At 74.0% G+C, this 3,709-nt stretch carries 4 protein-coding genes; 3 read left to right on the top strand and 1 reads right to left on the bottom strand.

Features of this window, described 5'->3' with window-relative positions:
* Together DKL51_RS27850 and DKL51_RS27845 are read left to right on the top strand one after the other, a co-directional pair.
* Window positions 1–904 (top strand): SDR family oxidoreductase (locus DKL51_RS27850; protein WP_124812662.1); only part of this gene is annotated, 904 nt, incomplete at its 5' end.
* Window positions 905–1,016: 112 nt separating this feature from the next.
* Entirely contained in the window at window positions 1,017–1,784 is a 768-nt protein-coding gene (locus DKL51_RS27845; RefSeq protein ID WP_109945045.1) for a polyprenol monophosphomannose synthase, read from the top strand.
* A gap of 68 nt (window positions 1,785–1,852) precedes the next feature.
* Here DKL51_RS27845 and DKL51_RS27840 read toward each other — a convergent pair whose 3' ends face one another.
* Entirely contained in the window at window positions 1,853–3,457 is a 1,605-nt protein-coding gene (locus DKL51_RS27840) for a phytoene desaturase family protein (protein WP_109945046.1), read from the bottom strand.
* Between the two features lie 73 nt (window positions 3,458–3,530).
* Between DKL51_RS27840 and DKL51_RS27835 the strand changes: the two genes are divergently transcribed.
* Window positions 3,531–3,709 (top strand): aldehyde dehydrogenase family protein (locus DKL51_RS27835; RefSeq protein WP_124812661.1); only part of this gene is annotated, 179 nt, incomplete at its 3' end.

The raw sequence follows: 3,709 nt of genomic DNA, 5'->3' as shown, positions 1-3,709 counted from the left end.
CCTGGTACGTCCGGACGTCGGCGCCGCCGAGCGGGACTGCCGGGCGCGCGGCGCCGCCGACGTCCGGACGTACCAGGTCGACGTGGCCGACGACGGCGCGGTGCAGCGGGCCGCGGACGACGCGGTGCGGCACCTCGGCGGGTTGGACGTCTGGATCAACGACGCCATGGTGTCGGTCTTCGCGCCCGCCTGGGAAATCACCGCGGCGGAGTTCCGCCGGGTCACCGAGGTGAACTACCTGGGCACGGTGTACGGCACCCTCGCCGCGCTGCGGCACATGCGGCCGCACGGTCGGGGCGCGATCGTCCAGGTCGGCTCGGCGCTGGCCTACCGAGGCATCCCGCTGCAGTCCGCGTACTGCGCCAGCAAGCACGCGATCCAGGGGTTCAACGACTCGCTCCGCGCGGAACTGCTGCACGACTGCCCGGGGGTGAAGCTGTCGATGGTGCAGTTGCCGGCGGTCAACACCCCGCAGTTCTCCTGGGTGCGCACCCGGCTGCCCCGGCATCCGCAACCGGTCCCCCCGATCTTCGCTCCAGAGGTGGCCGCGCGGGCGGTGGTCTGGGCGGCGGACCACGGGCCGCGCGAGCTGAACGTGGGCGGTCCCACCTGGCGGGCCCGGGTGGGCAACGTCCTCTTCCCCGGGCTGCTCGACCGCAAGCTGGCCCACAGCGGCTACGACAGCCAGCAGACCGACACTCCGATCGACCCGGCGACCTGGCGGGACAACCTCGACCGGCCCGGCGACGACGAGCTGGACTGGGGCGCCGAGGGGGTCTTCGCCGACCGGGCGCGCCAGCACTCGGCCGCGCTGTGGGTCAGCGCGCACAAGCCGGCGGTCTCCGTACTCGCTCTCAGCGGGCTGGTGATGGCGGCCACCGGGCTGGTCCGCCGGTTACGCTGACCAGCCCTGCCGACGGCGCTCCGAAGCGCCGGCATGGGCGTCTGTGACGACCCCGCGGTAGCCACTGGCTACCCTCTCAGTTAACCCTGTCGGCGAACCGAGGATGTCCGTGATGATCGAACCCGTGCAGTTGCCCTCTCCGTGGCGCGACGCACGCCTGACCGTCGTCGTTCCCACCTACAACGAGGCGGGCAACCTCCCTGTGCTGGTCGAGCGGCTCCTCGCCCTCCCGCTGCCGGGGCTGAAGGTGCTGGTCGCCGACGACAACTCGCCGGACGGCACCGGTGAGGTGGCCGACAAGCTGGCCATCGAGCACCCGGATCGGGTGCAGGTGGTGCACCGCGCCGGCAAGGAGGGCCTCGGCCGGGCGTACGTCGACGGGATCGGCCGGGCGCTCGACGGCGGCGCCGAGTACGTGGCGCAGATGGACGCCGACCTGTCCCACCCGCCGGAGGCGCTGCCGGGCATGCTGGGCGCGCTGCTCTCCACCCGGGCCGGCGTGGTGATCGGTTCCCGGTACGTGCCCGGCGGGGAGCTCGACGAGAACTGGCCGCTCTACCGGCGTGCCCTGAGCGGCTGGGCCAACCTCTATGTGCACACGCTGCTGCGGGTGCGGATCCGCGACCTCACCGCCGGGTTCAAGATCTGGCGGGCCGACGCGCTGCGGGACATCGGCCTGGACCGGGTGCAGTCCAACGGCTACAGCTTCCAGGTGGAGATGCACTACCTCGCCACGAAGCTGGGGCACACCATCCTGGAGGTGCCGATCCGCTTCGAGGAGCGGCGGGACGGCGCATCGAAGATGACCACCGCCACCAAGATCGAGAGTGCGCTGATGCCGTTCCTGCTGCGCAGCCGGCACCGCAACCTCGAGCGCTGAGCGCTCCCCGCACCGCACGACGGCCACGGCGATCCGCCGTGGCCGTCGCCCGTCGTGGTGGGGAGCGATCAGCCGTAGACCGTCCGGTGCGCCAGTCCGATCACGCCCGCGTAGAGGTCACCGGTGACCGTCCGGTCCCGGGCCAGCGCGGCCCGGGCGGCGTTCGCGCCGGGCGCGCCGTGCACCCCACCGCCCGGATGGGCCGACGAGCTCGCCAGGAAGAGCCGGTCCACCGGGGTGTCCGCGCGCCCCAGGCCGGGGATCGGGCGGAGGAAGAGCTGCTGGTACGCGGCGGCGGTGCCGCCTCCGAGCGCGCCGCCCACCAGGCTCGGGTCGTCCCGCTCCAGGTCGGCGGGGCCAGCCACGTGCCGGCCACGGATCAGCCCGCGGAAGCCGGGCGCCGCCTCCTCCAGCACCTCCTCCATCCGCTCGACGTGCGCGGTGATGTCCTCGACCCGCCACTCGCGACGGAACGGCAGGTGGGTGTACGACCAGAGCGACTCGGTGCCCGCCGGTGAGTGACTCGGGTCGGCCACCGACATCTGCCCGACCAGCAGGAACGGGTCGCGCGGCACCTCGCCCCGGGCCAGCGCGGCGGAGTAGGTGGTCAACCCGTTCAGGTCGGCGCCCAGGTGCACCGTGCCGGCGCCCGCCACCGCCCGGTTCTTCCACGGCACCGGCGCGGAGAGCGCCCAGTCCACCTTCAGCGTCGAGCCGTCCCACTTGAAGTGGGCCAGGTCCTCCACCAGCCGGGGCGGCAGCTGCGCCGCGCCGACCAGGTCCAGGTAGAGCGCCGGCGCCGGGACGTCGGCGAGCACCGCGCGGCGGGCCCGCCACAGGGCCCCGCCGGCCGTGCGGACCCCGACGGCCCGTCCCCGGGCGGTGAGCACCCGGTCGACCCGGGCGCCGTAGTCGATCCGGCCACCCCGCTCGACCAGCCGCGCCACCAGGGCGTCGGTGATCTTCTGCGCGCCGCCGACCGGCACCGGCCAGCCGACCTGCTGGCCGAGCATGGCCAGCAGCCAGCCGTACACGCCCGAGCCGGCCTCCTCGGGCGACAGGTCGGTGTGCAGCGCGCAGCCGGCCAGCAGGGCGGGTCCTCCCTCGCCCTCGAACAGTTCGTCGCCGAGCTTGCGGACCGGCACCACCAGCCGGCGGGCCAGCCGCAGCGCACCCGACACCCGGAGCCGGCGCAGCAGGGTGAGGCCGCCGCGCACCGGCGGGAAGGGCCGGGTGATGGTGTCCAGCATCGGCTCGGCCACCTCCCGCCAGTCCGCGTACGCGGTGCGCCAGCGCTCGCCGTCCCCGGGCGCGAACGCCTCCAGCGAGGCCGCGGTGGTGTCGAGGTCCCGGTTGATGACGGCGGCGCGCCCGTCGGGCAGCAGGTGGGCCAGGACGTCCGGCGCGTGTGTCCACTCCAGTCCGTACCGGTTCAGGTCGAGGCCGCGCAGCACCGGCGAGGCGTACCCGAGGGGGTAGAAGGAGCTGAAGAGGTCGCTGAGGTAGCCGGGGGCGGTGACCTCGGCGGACCGGACCGCGCCGCCGGCAACCTGGGTCGCCTCCAGCACCAGGACGTCCCAGCCGGCGTCGGCCAGCAGGTTGGCGGCCACCAGACCGTTGTGGCCGGCGCCGATGACGACGGCGTCGGCGCTGTCCGTGCCGGTCGAAATCATCCGATCCGCCTACCCGGCCGGTTACCGGGCGAAACGCGTTTGGCCGGTCAGGACAGAGGGGATGCAGTGCGCCATGTATACGGTTGCGCAGCTGATTGGCGGAGTATGGGGCGCGGGCGGCGAGGGGGGCGAACTGGTCGTACACGATCCGGCTGACGGCTCCCCGGTCACCACCGTGCCGGTGGCGACGGCGGACGAGGTTGCCAAGGCGGTCGAGGCCGCCCGGGGTGCGGCGGCGGACTGGGCGGCGAC

This window comes from Micromonospora globispora (genome assembly GCF_003857015.1).
Lineage (GTDB): Bacteria > Actinomycetota > Actinomycetes > Mycobacteriales > Micromonosporaceae > Micromonospora > Micromonospora globispora.
This window is presented reverse-complemented; position numbering and strand designations above follow the sequence as displayed.

Excerpts from the sequence above, each read along its gene's own strand:
- DKL51_RS27840 (WP_109945046.1), bottom strand. The coding sequence starts at position 3,457 with ATGATTTCGACCGGCACGGACAGCGCCGACGCCGTCGTCATCGGCGCC.
- DKL51_RS27845 (WP_109945045.1), top strand. The coding sequence starts at position 1,017 with ATGATCGAACCCGTGCAGTTGCCCTCTCCGTGGCGCGACGCACGCCTG.